Origin of the sequence: Novosphingobium endophyticum, assembly GCF_014640675.1 — a bacterium.
Taxonomy (GTDB): domain Bacteria; phylum Pseudomonadota; class Alphaproteobacteria; order Sphingomonadales; family Sphingomonadaceae; genus Novosphingobium; species Novosphingobium endophyticum.
Genome location: NZ_BMHK01000025.1, coordinates 13801 through 30634, shown reverse-complemented (window position 1 = coordinate 30634; position 16834 = coordinate 13801). Strand labels below are relative to the sequence as shown.

Genomic DNA, 16834 nt, shown 5'->3' with positions numbered 1-16834 from the left:
CGCGCACGTTCTTTCCGAGAGAAGCTCACGGCAATGCTCGAATTTCCTACCTGGAAGAAGCTCTGGTACTGGGGCCTGACACTTGTCATCGCCGCAGCCGCGCTGCCTTCGCTGTTTTCCGTTGGCGGTGTTTCATGGCCGAACGCCCTGCCCGATCCAGAGATCAGCCTCGGCCTCGATCTTGCCGGCGGGAGCCATATCCTGCTCGAGGCGGACAAGAACCAGGTCGCCCAGCAGCGGCTGGAGAACATGGAAGAATCGGTGCGCGGCCGCTTGCGGCTGACCCAGCCGCGCATCGCCATCGGTGATATTTCCAGCTCGGGCGGGCGCCTCAGCTTCATGCTCAAGGATCCCTCGCAGGTCGATGCCGCGCGGGACGAGATACTGGCGCTCACCAGCGGCGCGGGCCTCACGGGGCAGCGCGACTGGGACATCAAGGTCGAGGACGGCAGCCGTTTCGTGCTGACGCCGACTCGGGAAGGTCTGGAGCAGGCGGTTTCCGATGCGATGGATTCGGCGATCGAGGTCGTGCGCAAGCGCATCGACTCGCTCGGCACGCGCGAGCCGACGATCATACGCCAGGGCCAGCAGCGCATCGTCGTCCAGGTTCCCGGCCTCGGGGATCCCGAAGCGCTCAAAAGCCTGATCGGGCAGACCGCCAAGCTGGAATTCAAGCTCGTCGACGAGACGGCGGCCCCAAACGATATCCAGCAGGGCATCACGCCGCCGGGTGACGAACTCGTGCCCTGGGCCGATCCCAACGCGCCGGGTTCGGGCGGCGTTTCGGTGCTGGCGGTCAAGCGCCTCGGCGGCATCAAGGGCGATCAGCTCACCAATGCCAAGCAGGGATTCGATCCGCAGAACAACGCGCCGGTGGTCTCGATTACTTTCGACCAGGCCGGCGGCACCCGCTTTGCGAAGTTGACGAGCGAGAATGTGAACAAGCGCTTTGCCATCATCCTCGATGGCAAGGTGCTGTCCGCGCCCAACATCAACGAGCCGATCCTGGGCGGCAGCGCGCAGATCTCGGGCAATTTCACTGTCGAATCGGCAACCCAGCTAGCCATCGCGCTGCGCTCGGGTGCGTTGCCGGTCGATCTTACTGTCGTCGAGGAGCGCACGGTCGGTCCCGACCTTGGCGCCGACTCGATCAGGAAAGGCATGATCGCGATGGGCATCGGCTCGCTGCTGGTCGTGCTGCTGATGATCGCCACCTACGGTCGCTTCGGCATCTATGCGACCGTCGCACTGATCTTCAACGTGCTGATGATCCTGGGCATCATGGCCGTCATGGGCACGACCCTGACGTTGCCGGGCATAGCGGGCTTCGTGCTGACGATTGGTGCGGCTGTCGATGCCAACGTGCTGATCTACGAACGCATGCGAGAGGAGCGCAAGAAGGGCCGGCGCGTCATCGCTGCCGTCGAGAACGGCTACAAGGAAGCGAGCCGGGCGATCTATGACGCCAACGTCACCAACGCGATTGCCGGCGCGCTGCTGTTCGCCTTCGGCTCGGGCCCCGTACGCGGCTTTGCCGTGGTTCTCATCATCGGCCTGTTCACCAGCGTCTTCACCGGCGTGACGCTGACCCGGATGTGGGTCGCCGGCTGGCTGCGCAGCGCGCGGCCCACCGAACTGCACGTTTAAGGGCAAGCACCATGCGCCTGATCAAACTCGTTCCCGATAACACCAACATCCGCTTCCTGCGCTGGCGCGTGCCGTTCTACGTGGTCAGCATGATCCTGATCGCGGCGAGCTGGGGCCTGGTCATGACCAAGGGCCTCAACTACGGCGTCGATTTCGCGGGCGGCCAGGAAATCCGCACGACTTTCGTCGGGCATCCGGAGGCGCCTGTCGCCGATGTGCGCAGACTGATCTCGGGCCTGGGTTTCGAGGATCCGGTGATCCAGCGCTTCGGCGATCCCAACTCGGTCTCGATCCGCGTGCGCCTGCCCGACGAGGCTACGGACAATCCCGGCGCGGCCGCCGCCATCTCCGACCGGATCACCGGCGCGCTGCAAAAGAACTATCCGGACGTTCGCATCGACGGCAACGATACCGTATCGGGCAAGGTTTCCGGTGAGTTCCGCCAGACCGCGCTCTACGCGCTGCTGGCCGCGATGCTGGCGATCTCGATCTATATCTGGGTCCGCTTCGAATGGCAGTTCGGGGTCGGCGCGCTCTTCGCGCTGTTCCACGACGTATCGCTGACGATGGGCATGTTCGCGTTGTTCCAGCTCGAATTCAGCCTTCAGATCATCGCCGCGATCCTGGCCATCATCGGCTATTCGCTCAACGACACGATCGTCATCTACGACCGCATCCGAGAGGATCTGAAGAAGTACCGCAGGATGCCGTTGCCCGAACTGCTCGACATGTCGGTCAACGAGACCCTGGCGCGCACCGTCATGACCTCGATGACGCTGCTGGTGGCCCTCATCCCGCTGCTGTTCTTCGGGCCGGAAAGCCTCTTCGGATTGACCGCCGCCATCGTGCTCGGCATCTTCGTGGGCACATACAGCTCGGTCTACATGGCGGCTCCGATCCTGATCTGGCTTGGCGTGAGCAGCGACAGCTTCGTGCCCACCGAATCCGCGGTCGAACGTCAGGAGCGCAAGGCCCGCGAGGGGGTCGGCAGGGCCTGACCGCGCTTTCGCCTGCGTTGCGGGCGCGCGTTCCCCTCACGAACTGCACCGCGCCGCGCTGGCGCGGTGCTCATCCGCATGGGGTTCAAACCGCTTCCACCAGCCTCGGCACGTTCAGCACGCTCTTCCAGAAGTGGACGATGTTTTGCGCGTTCACGCCCCAGCTGAAACGGCTGACGTTGGCCGCGACATCGGCCTGACTGGGCGGTTTGGCGAGGAGTTCCGCCACGGCGCCGGCAATCGACTCCGGGTTGCGTGCCACCAGTCGTCCCGCCGTCGCATCCTTCACCACTTCGGCGGCGCCGCCGATGTCGGGAACAACGATCGGGGTGCCGCAGGCCAGTCCCTCAATCCAGACATTGGCAAGGCCCTCGCTTGCCGAGGGCAGCACCAGCACGTCGGCGGCGCAGAGTACGTGAGGCAGGATGTCGTGGTCGACGAGGCCGAGGAACTGGACCCGGTCGGCAACCCCGAGCCGTCCGGCGAGCGCCCGGAGGCCGGCTTCGTCCTCGCCGGCTCCGGCGAGCGCCAGGCGCACATCGGGCAGGTACTTCAGCGCCTCTATCACGAGGCGCTGGCCCTTGCGCGGGATCAGCGAGCCGGGCGTGACGATCAGCGGGCCTTGAGACCAGATGCCCAGATTGGGCATGGCCGATACCAGCGCACGCGCCGCTCCGCGTTCGATGGGATGGAAGCGTTCGCGGTCGAGCCCGGTGTAGTGAACGGCGATCTTCTCGCCCGGCATGCCGACCGCGATCATGTCCTCGCGCAGAGCCTGCGAGACGGCCAGCAGCCCGGCGGCCTGGTTTGCGGCGTCCTTCATCTGGGCGAGAGCCTTTTCGCGCTGCCCCCAGTAATGGATATCCGCTCCGCGCGACTTGATCGTCAGCGGCAGGCCCAATTCGCGCGCGATGATCGCGGCGGCGGGGCCATCCGGGAAGAAGAACTGTGCATCGACCAGATCGAACGGGCGCACCTCATGCAGACACCGCGCCAGCGGCAGAACGGCCCGGGCGATCCGGCCCGGGTTGCTGTCGCCGCCGACCATGGGGATCAGCGTGAAGCGGGGATAGTAAACCTTGATGCCGACAGCGTCGCTTACCTCCGGAATGTCCTTCAGGCGAACATAGGGCTCACGCGTGGACAGCGGCCAGGGGGGCAGGCCGATCGGGCTCACCATGGTCAGATCGACTTCGCCCCCTGCGGCGACCGCGCGCATCTGGTTGCCGACGAAGACGCCGAACGAGGGCTTTGCCGGATTCGGGAAGAGCGTGGCGATCGAAAGGATTCTCATAGGGCCGCGGCAGTCAGAGTCTTCTCACGAGCATCTCGGCAACCGCCAGCCACGCCGGTTGTTCCACGATGGTCTGTCGCTGCCCGCTGAGGGGAGGCAGCAACGAGACGCGTTCACCGTTGCCATCGATCAGGCGACCGAAGACGAAATGCCCGCCCGCTCGCGGCGACAGCACGTCGCGGTTCAACAGCTTCGCCGCGTCCAAAGGCGGGCGCTGGCGCAGCCAGACCTGATCTCCCGCGCGGTATTCGCCGCAGGATGTTTCGACAGCGAGCACGGTCCACTGCCCTTCGCCGGCAAGTTCGTTGGGAGTGACAGCCTCCACGGGCTGGCGCGCGGCTTCGGGGCCATCCGGGCCCAGCACCGCGACGACCCGTGCCGGCTCGCTTCCCTCGCTGCGCAGCAGGAGTTCGGGCTCCACCTCCAGCGCGGCGGCAATGCGGTTCATCCAGACCAGCGAGAGGTTGCGCATGCCGGTTTCGAGACGGCCGATAGTCTGCGCCGTCGTCGGTGGATCGCAGGCCGCGGCAACCTCGGCAAGCGTCAGGCCTTTTTGCAGCCGGATGTCGCGGATGCGGTTGATCATTGCGCTGTCCTCATAACCGATCCGGTTTTCCAGCTTCCTACAGAAGTTCCGATTCCGCAAGGTGCGCTGTGTCGGGGCGAGCCGTGGCAATCCGTCTGGATCAGCCCTCGACCTGCTCGGCCAGTTCCAGCCAGCGTTCCTCGGCTGCTTCCTTCTCGCCGCGTGCCTTTTCGATCGCTGCGGTCAGCGCGGCGAACTTGCGCGGGTCGCGGGCGTAGAGATCGGGATCTGCCAAGGCCTGTTCGTCGCGGGCAATGGCAGCCTCCAGTTCCTCGATCCGGGCGGGGAGAAGGTCGTAGTCGCGCTGGTCCTTGTAGGAGAGCTTGGTCTTCGCCGGAGGCGGAGGCGGCGGAGCGGCGCGCTCGTTTGTGGTTTTCGCCACCTTGGCCGGTGCCGTGCGTTTCCTGCGCTTGGCTTCCCAGTCGGCATAGCCGCCTGCGATCACGTCGATATGGCCCGAACCGTCGAGGCCGAGCGTGACGTTCACAGTGCGGTCGAGGAAGTCGCGGTCGTGGCTGACGATAAGGACTGTGCCTTCGTAGTCGGCGATCACTTCCTGCAACAGGTCGAGCGTTTCGAGGTCGAGATCGTTGGTCGGTTCGTCGAGCACCAGCAGGTTCGACTTGCGGGCGAACTCGCGGGCCAGCAGCAGCCGCGAGCGCTCGCCGCCTGAAAGCGTGCCGACTTTGGCGTCGACGAGCCCCGGATCGAACAGGAAGTCCTTGAGGTAGCCCTGCACATGCTTGCGCACCCCGCGCACGTCGATCCAGTCGCCGCCTTCGGCCAGCACGTCGCGCAAGCGCTTTTCGGGAGAAAGCAGGCTGCGCTGCTGGTCGATAACGGTGCCCTGCAGGGTTTTGGCGAGCGTGATGGTACCTTCGTCGGGCTCCATCTCGCCGGTGAGGATCTTGAGCAGCGTCGTCTTGCCCGAGCCATTGGCGCCCACCACACCGATGCGGTCGCCGCGCTGGACGCGCAGGTTGAAGTCCTTGATCACGGTGCGCAGATTGTCCCCAGCGCCAAAACGCTTGGTGACATGCTCGGCGACGATCACCGACTTAGTCTTGGTATCGTCGGCGGCGACGGCAAGTTTGGCGGAGCCTTGCGGAGCCAGCATGGCCGCGCGCTGGGCACGCATCTCCCACAGCTTCTCGAGCCTGCCCTGATTGCGCTTGCGCCGCGCGGTCACGCCGCGTTCGAGCCAGTGCGCTTCGATCTTGAGCTTGGCGTCGAGCTTGTCCGCCGCGCGGGCCTCCTCGGCATAGACCTGCTCTTCCCAGGCATCGTAGCCGCCGAAGCCCACTTCCTTGCGGCGCAGGCCGCCCCGATCGAGCCATAGCGTCGCTCTGGTGAGGCGGGTGAGGAAAGTACGGTCGTGACTGATGACGATGAATGCGCCCGTATAGCGCTGGAGCCAGCTTTCCAGCCATTCGATCGCGGCAAGGTCGAGGTGGTTGGTCGGCTCGTCGAGCAGCAGCAGGTCGGGATCGGAGGCCAGCGCCCGGCACAGCGCGGCCCGGCGACGCTCGCCGCCCGAAGCGCTGGAGGCGTCACGCGAAAGGTCGATGCCGAGCTGGTCGGCGATGGCCTCGACCTCGTGGCGGGGCGGCGCATCGTCCCCGGCGATCGCGAAGTCCAGCAGGGTGTCGTATCCGGTGAAGAAGGGGTCCTGCTCCAGCGTGACGATTTTCGTCCCCGGCTGGATCGAGCGCTTGCCCCGGTCCGCCTCGATCTGTCCGGCGATCAGCTTGAGCAGCGTGGTCTTGCCCGCGCCGTTGCGGCCGATCAGCGCCAGCCGGTCACGCGGGGCGATGTGGAGGTCAAGGTCCCGGAAGAGCCAGCCGGAACCCTGGATCAGGCCGAGGCCTTCCCAGCTGAGGATCGGTGCGATTGCCATGGTCGCGCGCCCTACAGGGCATGGCGGGGGTGTGGCAAGCGGACGTGGGAAATCGGCAACAGACGATCCTTTCTGCCACCTTCCTGCCGCATTCAGCACTTGTTCAATGCATCAAGGTTAGGCACCCAAGTCACGATGAAACAGCTTCTCGCCTCTCTCCTCGCACTGACGGCCCTGGCCTTCACCGCGATTGTGCCGCCTGCGCAGGCCGAACCCGGCGCCGAGCAGGGGCAGGTGCGCAAGGATCGCAAGGCCGGCAACGTGCGTTCCCTCCGCGAAATCGAGCGGCAAGTGCTCCCGCGCATGTCCGGCATGCAATACCTCGGGCCGGAATATGATCCGGCGGCAATGGCTTATCGTCTCAAATTCATCGAGAACGGCAAGGTTCATTTTGTCGACGTCGACGCTCGCACGGGGCGCGTCATCGGCCGCTCGCGCTGATACCACGATCCGCTCGCGTCGCTTGACGCTGGCGGCCTTTCACCCCATTTCGTCAGGGTTCACGAAGGGAGACCCCAATTGCGCATCCTGATCGTCGAGGATGAACCTACGCTCGGCAACCAGCTCAAGACCACGCTCGAGCAGAACGGCTACGCCGTTGATTTGTCGGCCGATGGCGAAGATGGCCATTTTTTGGGGGCCACAGAGGATTACGACGCCGTCATTCTCGATCTTGGTCTTCCCGAGATAGATGGCCTGACCGTGCTCGGCATGTGGCGCAGGGAAGGCCGAAATTTCCCCGTCCTGGTGCTGACCGCGCGCGACAGCTGGTCGGACAAGGTCGCCGGCCTCGACGCCGGCGCCGACGATTACCTCGCCAAGCCCTTCCAGACCGAGGAGCTGATCGCCCGCCTTCGCGCGCTGATCCGTCGTGCTTCGGGGAATACCTCAAGCGAACTGATGGCGGGCGACGTGCGGCTGGATACCCGTTCCGGCCGCGTCACCCTTGCCGGCGAGCCGGTCAAGATGACCGCGCAGGAATACAAGCTGCTGTCCTACCTGATGCACCACAAGGGCAAGGTGGTCAGCCGCACCGAACTGATCGAACATATCTACGACCAAGATTTCGACCGAGATTCCAACACGATCGAAGTCTTCGTCACGCGCATTCGCAAGAAGTTGGGCGCCGATGTCATCACCACCATCCGTGGCCTCGGCTACAGCCTCGACGATCCCGCCGACGCGCCGCGCAACTGAGGCACCCGTGGAGGCTCCGGCTTCAGGCGGGGCAGGCGAGGGTGTGGCCGCCGAAGGGACGGTGAACGCCCGTAACACCGGCTCGCTCGGCCGGCGCATGATGCTGATCGCGGCGGGCTGGATCTCGATCCTGCTGCTTGTCGGCGGGCTCGGGCTCGACCGGACGCTGACTTCGCTGATCACGCGCAATTTCGACGAGCAGCTCGGCTACATGCTGACCGCGATGATCGGTTCGGCCGAAATCGGCCCGGATGGGGAGGTCTTCTTCGTCCGCCCGCTGGGAGACCAGCGTTTCCTCGAACCCAACAGCGGCCTCTACTGGCAGATACGCGCCAAGGAACACGAGGACTTTCCCTCCCGCTCGCTCTGGGATCGCAGCCTGGATGTCCCGGAGGACCATTACGATACGAGGCCGCACGTCTACGACAGTGACCAGTTTCCCGGCGAGCCGCTGCGCATCATGGAGCGCGCGATCATCCTGCCGGGAAGCGACACGCAATGGATGTTCACTGTCGCGGCAAGCCGTGAGGATCTCGATGAGCAGATCAGGCAGATCCGTTCGATCCTCGGCTACAGTTTCGTGGTGCTGGGTTTCGGCCTCCTGCTCATGGCGGGGATGCAGACATGGTACGGGCTGTTCCCCCTGAGGCACGTGCGCCGGGCGATCCAGAAGCTGCGAACCACGGGCGCGAGCCGCGTCACCGATCCGCTGCCGCAGGAAGTCGAGCCGCTGGTCGAGGAAATCAACGGGCTACTGGCGCACACCGAGCTGCAGGCGGAAGAGGCGCGCCGACATGCGGGCAACCTGGCTCACGCCCTGAAGACGCCGCTGACGGTGGTGATGAACGCCGCCACCGCCCGGGCTCCGGACCTTGCCGATACCGTCATCCGTGAGGCCGCGGTCATGCGCCGCCAGGTGGACCATCACCTCGCCCGGGCCCGTGCAGTTGGCCGGCGGGCGGCGGGCATGTCGCGCGCCAGCGTGTGGCCCAGCCTTGAAGCCGTGCTGCGCGCCGTCGAGCGCCTGCACGAGGGCACACGCTTCGACCTGGCCGGTAATCACGACGGTATCGTGGCGCTCGAAAAGCAGGATCTCGAGGAGATCCTGGGCAACCTCATCGAGAATGCCGCGAAGTACGGCGGCGGCAGCGTGTTCGTGACTGTCGATGCCGGGCAGGACCCCGGATTATGTGAGATATGGATCGAGGACGATGGCGTGGGCATACCCGCGGCTGAACGCATCCGCATCTTCGATCGCGGCGCGCGGCTCGATACCGGCAAGCCGGGTACGGGGCTGGGCCTTGCCATTGTGCGCGACGTCGTCGAGATCTACGGAGGCAGTGTGGAACTGGACGAGAGCGAGGACCTTGGCGGCCTGCTCGTCAGGCTGAAGCTGCCGAAGGCGGTCGGCTGACGCGGGAACCCGGTCGGAAACCGGGGAATTGTTACTGTCGCGAGGTTGCAGCGATGGCCGGGCATCGTCATGTGCGACGTTCGAAAGTGACTTAGGAGAATTCATGAACGAGACCGTCAAACTCTCGCTTACGACCGACGAGGTCGAAATCCTGGTGGACGCGCTCGAGGCCGACATGGAAGGCTATGTCGAAGCCGCCAAGGAAGCGCGCGGCAACGGCAACCGCGCCGACCTGGAAACCTTCACCGAGGCCGCCAAGCGCATCCAGAAGCTGATGACGAAGCTGCAGGATCTGGTGGAGGAATGAAGCGCGCCTGCGCGGCTGGCAGAACCTGCATGGCCGCGCACCCTGTTTCATTGCTCCATACTTCGCGGGATTTTCTGCAATGCATATCAGGGATGAATGCCCGCAAGACGCGGGGACAATTGCCGCGATCACCGCGGCGGCCTTCGAGGCGCTACCGTATAGCAGCGGAACCGAAAGCCGGATCATAGAGGCTTTGCGCGCGGCCGGCGCTCTCACCGTTTCGCTCGTTGCTGAGCGCGATGGCGAAATCGAGGGGCATATTGCCTTTTCCCCGGTGCAGATCGATGGGCGAAACGGCCCGTGGTTTGGGCTCGGCCCGGTGTCGGTTCGGCCCGACGTTCAGGGGCAGGGGATTGGCACGATGCTGATCCGGTCGGGTCTCGAGAGGCTGCGATCGATCCCCGCCAGCCTGTGCGTCGTGCTGGGCGATCCGAGGTATTATGGCCGTTTCGGTTTTCGGCACGATCCACGCCTGACTTATGATTTCCCGATTGCCGAGGCGTTCCAGTGCCTTGCTCTTTCGGGCTCTCCGCCGTCGGGGATCGTGACGTATAACCCCGCGTTTGACGCAAGCTGACGGGCGGGCACCGCCGGTTTACTTGTCGTGCTTCGCCCGCTGGTGGTGGCGGATCACCTCGTCGATGACGAAGCGGATGAACTTTTCGCCGAAATCGGGGTCGAGTTGGGCATCCTCGGCCAGCTTGCGCAGGCGGGCGATCTGGCGTTCCTCGCGGGCCGGGTCCGAGGCCGGGAGATCCCTTTCCGCCTTGTACGCGCCCACGGCCTGGGTGATTCGGAAGCGCTCCGCCAGCATGTGGACCAGCGCGGCGTCGATGTTGTCGATGCTTGCGCGGTAGCTGGCGAGCACGGGGTCGGTTGCGGTGGTGTCCTGCGTCATCGTGCCGCTCCGCTAGCATGGGTTCCGGGCTCGTGCCAGCCTGCTCAAATGCTCCCGGATGGCATTCGCGCTTGCGTTGGGCGCGGCGAAAGAGCAATGCGCGCGGCGATGAGTGCACAAGTCGTCAATCTGCGTCCGCGCGGTTCGCAGCCTTCGCTGGCGCCCATGCTCGCCCTCACGGCGGCGGGCATGAACAGCGTCAATTCCGTCATCCTCGACCGGATGCAGAGCGAGATTCCGCTGATACCTGCGCTCGCGGGGCATCTGATCTCGGGCGGAGGCAAGCGCATGCGCCCGATGCTGACGGTCGCGGCGGCCGAACTGTGCGGCTACCAGGGCACGCGCCACCACAAGCTGGCGGCGTCAGTGGAGTTCATCCACACCGCTACCCTGCTGCACGACGATGTTGTCGACGGTTCAGACCTGCGGCGCGGCAAGGCGGCCGCCAACATCGTCTACGGCAATCCGGCGACCGTGCTCGTGGGCGACTTTCTGTTCACCCGCGCGTTCGAACTCATGGTCGAGGATGGCAGCCTCAAGGTGCTCAAGATCCTGTCCAAGGCCAGCTCCGTGATCGCGGAGGGCGAAGTTGACCAGCTCACCGCGCAGCGCAGGATCGAGACGAGCGAGGAGCACTACCTCCAGATCATCGGCTCCAAGACCGCCGCGCTTTTCGCGGCCGCGACGCGCATTTCGGCGGTGGTTGCCGAAAAGGGAGAGGCCGAGGAGCAGGCTCTCGATGCCTATGGGCGCAATCTGGGTATTGCCTTCCAGCTCGTGGACGATGCCATCGACTACGATTCGGAAGCCGCCGAATCCGGCAAGGACAAGGGCGACGATTTCCGCGAGGGCAAGATGACTCTGCCGGTGATCCTGGCCTATGCGCGCGGCGACGAGACTGAGCGCAAGTTCTGGCAGGAAGCCATCGCCGGCTTCCGCACCGAGGACGAGGATCTCGCCCACGCCGTCGAGTTGATCAACCGCCACAAGTGTGTCGAGGCGACCCGAGAACGCGCGCGTCATTTCGCCCAGCGTGCCATCGATTCCATCGCCGGCTTTCCGGCCGGAGAGGCCCGCAATGCGATGGTCGAGGCGGTCGAATTCGCTGTCGCCCGCCGCTACTGACGCTTCGGCCGAAGTTTCGACCGGATGGTGGCGGACTGAAACAAGGGCGTGATTGCAGTGCGCGCGAGCGGGCTCTATTGAGATCGGCCATGCGCTCCGAGCCAGACCGGGCTGTCGCGGGTTACCGGCCCGGCTCCCCCCGCCAACGCGTGATTTCGACCCTGCTTTCGGCGGGGGTGGTGGTGCTTGCGCTGCTGCTCGCGATCTTTGGAAGCGGTGTCGTCAGCACGCCGGAACGGCGCCAGAGCCTGACGAGCTTCGACGTCAGCGGCCGAGACGACACAAATGGCGCGGAGGCCGAGAACAAGACGCAAGCCGAACCCGAACGGAAGGCCGAACAGGCAAGGCAGGACCGGGTGACGCCGCCCGTGGTCAACGATGAGCCGGTCGAGAAAGAGCGGCCCGCCTTCACGTTCCTGAAGATGTCGCGCGAGGACTTCGCGGCATCGGATATCGGCAGAATGAAATCGACCGGTCCTGCTGCGAGCGGGCCGGGCGACAGTGGCACGGGCGGAACGTATGGCCCCGGCGAAGGTCCGGGCGGGGCGGTTCTGTACCGCGCGCAGTGGCATCGCGAGCCGAGCGACGCCCAGCTTGGCGGCTATCTTCCCGCGAATGCGCCGGCGAGCGGTTGGGGCGAAATCGCCTGCCAGACCATCGAGAACTTCCGCGTCGAGAATTGTCAGATACTTGCGGAGTCGCCTCGCGGCTCGGGCTTTGCGCGCGCGGTCCAGAATGCCGCCTGGCAGTTCGAGGTGGTTCCCCCCCGCATCAACGGCAGGCCGCAACTCGGCGTGTGGGTGCGCATTCGCATCGACTACGGAATCCGCCGCGCGGGTTAGACGCGGTGCGTGCCGGTGTACGTCCCGGGCATCATGCGACTTTCCAGTTCGTCACCTCCGGGCCGCGGAGCTGCCGTTCGAACTGCTCGAGCGGCATGGGCCGCGCGATGAAGTAGCCCTGTGCCAGCAAGAAGCCTGCCATACGCGCGCTGACAAGCTGGGTTTCCGTCTCGATCCCTTCGATCACGCAATCCAGCGACAGCGCGCGAGAGAGATTGCGGATCGCCGAGATCAGGCGGCGGCCGTTGGCCTCGTCCAGTCGCGCGGCAAAGCTGCGATCGATCTTTATCATGTCGAGCGGCAACTGGTGCAGCGAGGAGAGGCTGGAGTAGCCCGTTCCAAAGTCGTCGAGCGCGATGCGCACGCCTTGCGCGCGCAGCCGTTCCAGCGCGGTTCTGGCATTGTCGATTTCGGAGATCAGCGAGCTTTCGGTGATCTCGAAGAGCAATCGCGTGGGGCTGTGTCCCGACGCCGCGATCCGTTCGAGCAGGGCGTCGATCGTTTCCGGATCGCCGACGTCGTTGCCGGAAAGGTTGAAGGAAATTCGCATTTCCTCCGGCATCACGTCGAGCGCGACGAGGGCCTTGTCGAACAGTGTCAGCGTCACCTGGCGGGCGCGTCCGACGCGCTCGGCCGCAGAGATCAGGAGTTCGGGGGCGGCGGAGCCGATAGTGGGTGAATGCCAGCGGGCCAGGCACTCCACGCCGAGCGGCGTCATCGTCTCCGTATGGACGATGGGCTGAACGACGATGGAGAGTTCGTTCTTGAGGTCCGCTGCCTGCAAGGCCGAATCGAGGGCCTGTTCCGAACGGATCAGGTCCTCGAGTTCGGCCGAGAAGCGCACGCATTGGCCGCGCTTGTTGTTCTTGGCGTGGTAGAGCGCGAAATCGGCCCGGTCGAACAGGCTGTTCGCGGAAGTCGCCGCGTCGGGGTAGACGGCAAGGCCCGCCGAGCAGCCGACCGATACGATCACGTCGCCCAGCCGGGCTGGTTGCCGTATCGCGCCGAAAAGCGTCTGGGTCACGGTTTCGGCCTGTTCGAGTCCACCCATGACGATCAGGCCGAACTCGTCGCCGCCGAGGCGCGCGACAATCACGTTCGCCGGGCACTGCATCATCATCCGCTCGCCGATCAGCTGAAGAAGCCGGTCGCCTTGAACGTGGCCGTGCGTGTCGTTCACCGGCTTGAAGCGGTCGAGATCGATCAGGCCGACACAGAACCGGTCATTCCTTTCCGCGCATTCCAGCAGGCTTTCCAGCGCCGAGAAGAAATACCGCCGGTTGGGAAGGCCCGTCAGCGCATCGGTCTGGGCCAGACGGGCGTTTTCCTCGCCCAGATTCTGGGCCTGCCGCCGCTCCAGCGTGAGCTCCCTTTGCGTGCTTTCAAGGTGGACGAACGATGCGTAGGAAGTCCGCAGAACCTTGAGGATCACTGCCGCGACCAAGGCGACGTTCACGGCAATGGCGAGAAGGACTTCGCTGCCTCTGGCGACGCAGTAGGCGAAAAATACCGCTAGCACCGCAACGCAGATGAGCATCGCGGCCGACGGCAGGTAGTTCAGGCAGAATACGCAGCCCAGCAACGTGATTACCACGTAGATGGCGAAATGGTTCTGCTCGTACGGTCCGCCGTAGTTCGCGAGCAGGAGTGCCCAGGTGACGAAGCCGGCGGCCATTGCCGCTGCCACGTAGACCGTCCGGCGCAGGCGGGCCTCGGCCAAGGCCGGTTCGAAATCCCGCGCGACGACCGGACGAAACCACATCAGCATGCGGAGCAGGCTGGCGCCTACCAGAACCGCGGGGATCGTCAGGGTGAGAAGTTGGGGTGCAAGTGCGCGATGCGTGTAGGCCAGAATCACTGAATTGATCGCCAGCAGGCCGTACAGCGGCGGAATCTGACTGCGCAGCCGAAGATACTGGGCGACGGGCAGCGGATGCTGCCCCGGTTGACCGTCCTGTTTCATCATCAGTGTTTCATAAGGCAATTCGCACGGCTCCCGGCGCAGCTGCCGAACTAGATGAAAATCCTTGACTAAGTGTGGACGCAACATGAGCGGGAGGCCGAAGGCCATTCATTTGCCGTTGCGTAGGGCTTTCGTGGATCGAGGGTCTGACATAAGGCAGCGCGGGTGAGCGATTTACCCATCCGCGCCGTGCTGCCCGACGTGCTTTCGGCACTGCGCGGTCATGCCGGCTGCGTCCTCATCGCGCCCCCCGGGGCGGGCAAGACCACGGCGGTTGCGCCGGCGTTGCTGGGAGAGGACTGGTGTACCGGCACGGTCATCCTGCTCTCCCCGCGCCGGGTCGCGGCGCGCGCCGCTGCAGAGCGCATGGCCGAGCTGCTGGGCGAGAAGGCCGGCGAGACCATCGGCTATGTCACGCGCCTCGACACCAAGCGTTCGGGTCACACGCGCGTGTTGGTGATGACAGAGGCGATTTTCGTCTCGACGATTCTGTCCGATCCCGACCTGACCGGCATCAGCGCGGTGTTGTTCGACGAGGCGCACGAACGCCACCTCGACAGCGATCTAGGCCTCGCGCTGGCGATCGAGACCCGCGAGATCCTGCGCGAGGACTTGCGTATCGTGGTCATGTCGGCGACGATCGACGGAACGCGCTTTGCCAGCCTGTTGCGCGGGGATACGCCGGTCGTGGCAAGCGAAGGCAAGGCCTTTCCGCTGGTCGTCCGCTGGCTCGGCGCATCGCCGGACCTGCGGATCGAGGACGCGGTGACCTCGGCGGTCCTCACGGCCTGGCGCGAGCAGCAGGGCGACGTGCTGGCTTTCCTTCCCGGCGTGCGTGAGATCGAGCGCGTGGCGGAACGTCTCGCTGCAAGGCTTCCCGACGCGCTGGTCCTGCCGCTGCATGGACAGTGCGAGCCGGCCGCGCAGCGAGCGGCGATCCGCCGCGATCCGCAAGGGCGCCGCCGCATCGTTCTCGCCACCGCGATCGCCGAAACGTCGCTGACGCTCGATGGCGTGTCGGTCGTCGTCGACAGCGGCCTGTCGCGCCGGGCCGAATTCGACAAGGCAGCGGGCGTCACCCGGCTCGTCACGCACCGCGCAAGCCGCGCTTCGGCGGCGCAGCGCGCCGGGCGGGCGGCGCGTCAGCAGCCGGGCACTGCCTATCGCCTCTGGGAAGAAGCTGCCCACGCCGGACGACCCGAGTTCGATCCGCCGGAAATGCTTACCAGTGACCTGGCGCCTCTCACGCTCTCGCTGGCGCAGTGGGGCGCGGGCGAGCCGGCGGCGATGGCCTGGCTCGATCCTCCACCCGCGCCCGCGCTGGACGCCGCGCGCCGGCAGTTGGCGGCGCTGGGGGCGCTCGATGCCGAAGGACGGATCACGCCGTTCGGCCGCGAGGTCGCCAGCCTGCCGATCGAGCCGGCACAAGCGGCGATGGTGCTGCGGGCCAGCAAGATTGGTGCCGGTGAAACGGCCGCGCGGCTGGCTCTGCTCCTGCAGGAGCGCGGGCTCGGAGGGCGCAGTGAAGACCTCGCGCAGCGTCTCTCGCGTTGGGACGCGGATCGCTCGCCTCGCGCCGGGGCTTCGCGCAAGCTCGCGGACGGCTGGGCGCGGCGGGCACGTTCGCTGGTTTCCTCGCGCTCCCCGGTTCGCGCAGCGTCGCCGCGCGATCAGGTTCCGCTCGGCGTGCTTCTGGCGCTCGGCCGGCCGGACATGGTCGCGCGCCGCCGTGATACCTCGGGGGAGACCTGGCTTTCGGCCGGCGGCAGGGGCTACGTTCTCGACCCGGCTTCGCCGCTGGCTTCGCGCGAGTGGCTGGCGATCGGCGATGCGCAGGGTCAGGCGAAAGGCGCGCGCATTCTCTCCGGGGCAGCGCTCGAGAGCGCCGAAGTCGAGGAATGGCTATCGGAGCGGATAGAGCGCCGTTCGGTGCTGCGCTGGAACGAGGCGGAAGGGCGTGTGGAAGCGCGGCTGGAGCGCCGGATGGGGGCGATCACGCTGGCGAGCGGTCCGGACCCGGCCCCCGATCCCGAGGCGATCTCGGCGTTCCTGCTCGACCGGGTGCGGGAGAAGGGGCTGACGCTGGTGCCATTCGGCAAGTCGAGCCTCTCGCTCCTGCGCCGCGCGCGCTATGCGGGGCTGGAGGCGCTTTCCGAAGAGGCGTTGCTCGCCGATCTCGGCCTCTGGCTGGCGCCTCTGCTAGGGCGGCGGCTCGATGCCCTCGACAAGGGCGCGCTCCACGATGCGCTGCGCGGTCGGCTGACGTGGGATGACCAGCAGGCGCTCGAAAGACTGGCCCCGCCCGAGTTCCGCAGCCCCGCCGGGACAAGCCACGCCATCGACTACGAGGATGAGGGCGGCCCCAGCGTCGAGGTACGCGTCCAGGCGCTTTTCGGGCTCGACACACACCCGACATTCGGCGAGCCGCCGCAGCCGCTGCTGCTCAAGCTGACGTCGCCCGCCGGCCGCCCGATCCAGACCACGCGTGACCTGTCGGGCTTCTGGCGCGGTTCGTGGCGCGACGTGCAGCGGGACATGAAAGGGCGCTATCCAAAACACCGTTGGCCGGACGAGCCTTGGGCGGAAGATCCCAGCCTGAAGACCCGAAATGCCTTCGAGGCCTCCCGGGGACGATGATTCCGGCTTGATTTCTTCCGCGATTCGGC

The 16834-nt window shown here is 65.8% G+C and carries 15 protein-coding genes; 10 read left to right on the top strand and 5 right to left on the bottom strand.

The window, feature by feature from the left end:
- Window positions 1-33: 33 nt before the first annotated feature.
- Both secD and secF read left to right on the top strand, forming a co-directional pair.
- A complete protein-coding gene (gene secD / locus IEX32_RS15440) occupies window positions 34-1647 on the top strand; it encodes a protein translocase subunit SecD (RefSeq protein ID WP_188772446.1) in 1614 nt (537 codons plus the stop codon).
- Between the two features lie 11 nt (window positions 1648-1658).
- On the top strand, window positions 1659-2645 hold the full coding sequence (secF, locus tag IEX32_RS15435) for a protein translocase subunit SecF (protein ID WP_188772445.1): 987 nt from the start codon (window positions 1659-1661) through the stop codon (window positions 2643-2645).
- A gap of 85 nt (window positions 2646-2730) precedes the next feature.
- On the opposite strand, the gene IEX32_RS15430 is transcribed toward secF, so the two are convergent.
- From IEX32_RS15430 to IEX32_RS21180, 3 genes are all read right to left on the bottom strand, one after another.
- Window positions 2731-3939 (bottom strand): glycosyltransferase, encoded by a 1209-nt coding sequence (locus IEX32_RS15430; RefSeq protein ID WP_188772444.1) that lies wholly within the window; start codon window positions 3937-3939, stop codon window positions 2731-2733.
- A gap of 13 nt (window positions 3940-3952) precedes the next feature.
- A complete protein-coding gene (locus tag IEX32_RS15425; protein ID WP_188772443.1) occupies window positions 3953-4525 on the bottom strand; it encodes a helix-turn-helix domain-containing protein in 573 nt (190 codons plus the stop codon).
- A gap of 100 nt (window positions 4526-4625) precedes the next feature.
- On the bottom strand, window positions 4626-6422 hold the full coding sequence (locus tag IEX32_RS21180; protein ID WP_188772442.1) for an ABC-F family ATP-binding cassette domain-containing protein: 1797 nt from the start codon (window positions 6420-6422) through the stop codon (window positions 4626-4628).
- A 135-nt stretch (window positions 6423-6557) separates the two neighbouring features.
- On the opposite strand from IEX32_RS21180, the gene IEX32_RS15415 reads away from it, so the two are divergent.
- The 5 genes from IEX32_RS15415 to IEX32_RS15395 all read left to right on the top strand — a co-directional run bounded on the left by IEX32_RS15415 (window position 6558) and on the right by IEX32_RS15395 (window position 9917).
- A complete protein-coding gene (locus tag IEX32_RS15415; RefSeq protein ID WP_188772441.1) occupies window positions 6558-6863 on the top strand; it encodes a PepSY domain-containing protein in 306 nt (101 codons plus the stop codon).
- 78 nt (window positions 6864-6941) lie between these two features.
- Entirely contained in the window at window positions 6942-7619 is a 678-nt protein-coding gene (locus tag IEX32_RS15410; RefSeq protein WP_188772440.1) for a response regulator transcription factor, read from the top strand.
- A 97-nt stretch (window positions 7620-7716) separates the two neighbouring features.
- Window positions 7717-9033: a sensor histidine kinase gene (locus IEX32_RS15405; protein WP_229736406.1), complete on the top strand. Its 1317-nt coding sequence runs from the start codon at window positions 7717-7719 to the stop codon at window positions 9031-9033.
- A 103-nt stretch (window positions 9034-9136) separates the two neighbouring features.
- Complete coding sequence (locus tag IEX32_RS15400; RefSeq protein WP_188772438.1) at window positions 9137-9340, top strand: hypothetical protein; 204 nt, start codon at window positions 9137-9139, stop codon at window positions 9338-9340.
- Window positions 9341-9419: 79 nt separating this feature from the next.
- On the top strand, window positions 9420-9917 hold the full coding sequence (locus tag IEX32_RS15395; RefSeq protein ID WP_188772437.1) for a GNAT family N-acetyltransferase: 498 nt from the start codon (window positions 9420-9422) through the stop codon (window positions 9915-9917).
- Window positions 9918-9935: 18 nt separating this feature from the next.
- Here IEX32_RS15395 and IEX32_RS15390 read toward each other — a convergent pair whose 3' ends face one another.
- A complete protein-coding gene (locus tag IEX32_RS15390) occupies window positions 9936-10238 on the bottom strand; it encodes a chorismate mutase (protein ID WP_188772436.1) in 303 nt (100 codons plus the stop codon).
- Between the two features lie 108 nt (window positions 10239-10346).
- Here IEX32_RS15390 and IEX32_RS15385 point away from each other — a divergent pair, with 108 nt between their 5' ends.
- Together IEX32_RS15385 and IEX32_RS15380 are read left to right on the top strand one after the other, a co-directional pair.
- Window positions 10347-11363 carry a polyprenyl synthetase family protein gene (locus IEX32_RS15385; protein WP_188772435.1) on the top strand — a complete coding sequence of 339 codons (1017 nt, stop codon included), beginning with the start codon at window positions 10347-10349 and terminating at the stop codon, window positions 11361-11363.
- Between the two features lie 89 nt (window positions 11364-11452).
- Complete coding sequence (locus tag IEX32_RS15380) at window positions 11453-12205, top strand: hypothetical protein (RefSeq protein WP_188772434.1); 753 nt, start codon at window positions 11453-11455, stop codon at window positions 12203-12205.
- A 31-nt stretch (window positions 12206-12236) separates the two neighbouring features.
- Here IEX32_RS15380 and IEX32_RS15375 read toward each other — a convergent pair whose 3' ends face one another.
- The gene (locus IEX32_RS15375; RefSeq protein ID WP_229736400.1) at window positions 12237-14171 is read right to left on the bottom strand and encodes a putative bifunctional diguanylate cyclase/phosphodiesterase; all 1935 of its coding nucleotides are present in this window, start codon (window positions 14169-14171) and stop codon (window positions 12237-12239) included.
- Window positions 14172-14333: 162 nt separating this feature from the next.
- Between IEX32_RS15375 and hrpB the strand changes: the two genes are divergently transcribed.
- A complete protein-coding gene (hrpB, locus tag IEX32_RS15370; protein ID WP_188772433.1) occupies window positions 14334-16805 on the top strand; it encodes an ATP-dependent helicase HrpB in 2472 nt (823 codons plus the stop codon).
- Window positions 16806-16834: the final 29 nt, after the last annotated feature.